Source organism: Brachyspira catarrhinii, from assembly GCF_005518285.1.
Taxonomy (GTDB): domain Bacteria; phylum Spirochaetota; class Brachyspiria; order Brachyspirales; family Brachyspiraceae; genus Brachyspira; species Brachyspira catarrhinii.
Map to the genome: position 1 here is coordinate 1 of NZ_SJDU01000658.1, position 799 is coordinate 799.

General features: G+C 22.8%; 1 pseudogene. It reads left to right on the forward strand.

The annotated features are described in order from the left end of the window. Positions 1-19: 19 nt before the first annotated feature. Positions 20-799, forward strand: a pseudogene (locus EZH24_RS14395) (DUF1574 domain-containing protein); the annotation flags it as partial.

The following is a 799-nucleotide window of genomic DNA, read 5'->3' on the forward strand; positions in this document are numbered from 1 at the left end:
TATTAAAATCAATAATATTTTGATTTCAAAAAACATACAGGGAATAAATCAGTTTAATATATTTTATAAACAAAATAAAAAATCTATAGACGTATTATTTTTTGGAAGCAGCAGAGTATTTTGGGGTATTAATCCTGCAATATTATACAAAGATTATGGAATATCATCATATAATTTATCTACTTCTGTAACTCCATTTTGGCAAATATATTTTACTATAAAAGAATCATTGAAGACTCAGAAACCAAAACTTGTAGTTATAGAAGCCTATACTACAGTGTTTGGAAATGAATATCAATCTAAGGGACATATATTAAATTTTATTTCTGCTTTAAAAATATCAAAATTAAAAATAGATGCAGTTAAAGTCAGTGTTCCAAAAAATGAACGGGATAAATATTTTAATTTATTATGTCAATATCATGATAGATATTCTCTTTTAAAAAAGAATGATTTTATAAATGATAGTAGTATGCAATATTTTAAAGGATTTTCTTATATATATGGAACAGTTGGAAATACCACATATAATACTAATTATTTAGTAACAGGTTATTTAAAACTTTATACAAAAACAGAGGAATATTACAGAAAAACTATAGAATTGGTAAAAAAATACGATATTCCCATTTTAATAATTATATCTCCATATATTAATGCTCCATGGACCAGTTACAATAGAAAAATATTTAATAGTGCTGAAAAGATAGCTATAGAATACAATGTACCTTTTATTGATTTTAATTTGTATTATTATGATTATAATTTAAATTTTGATAGAGACTTTCAAGATTGGACT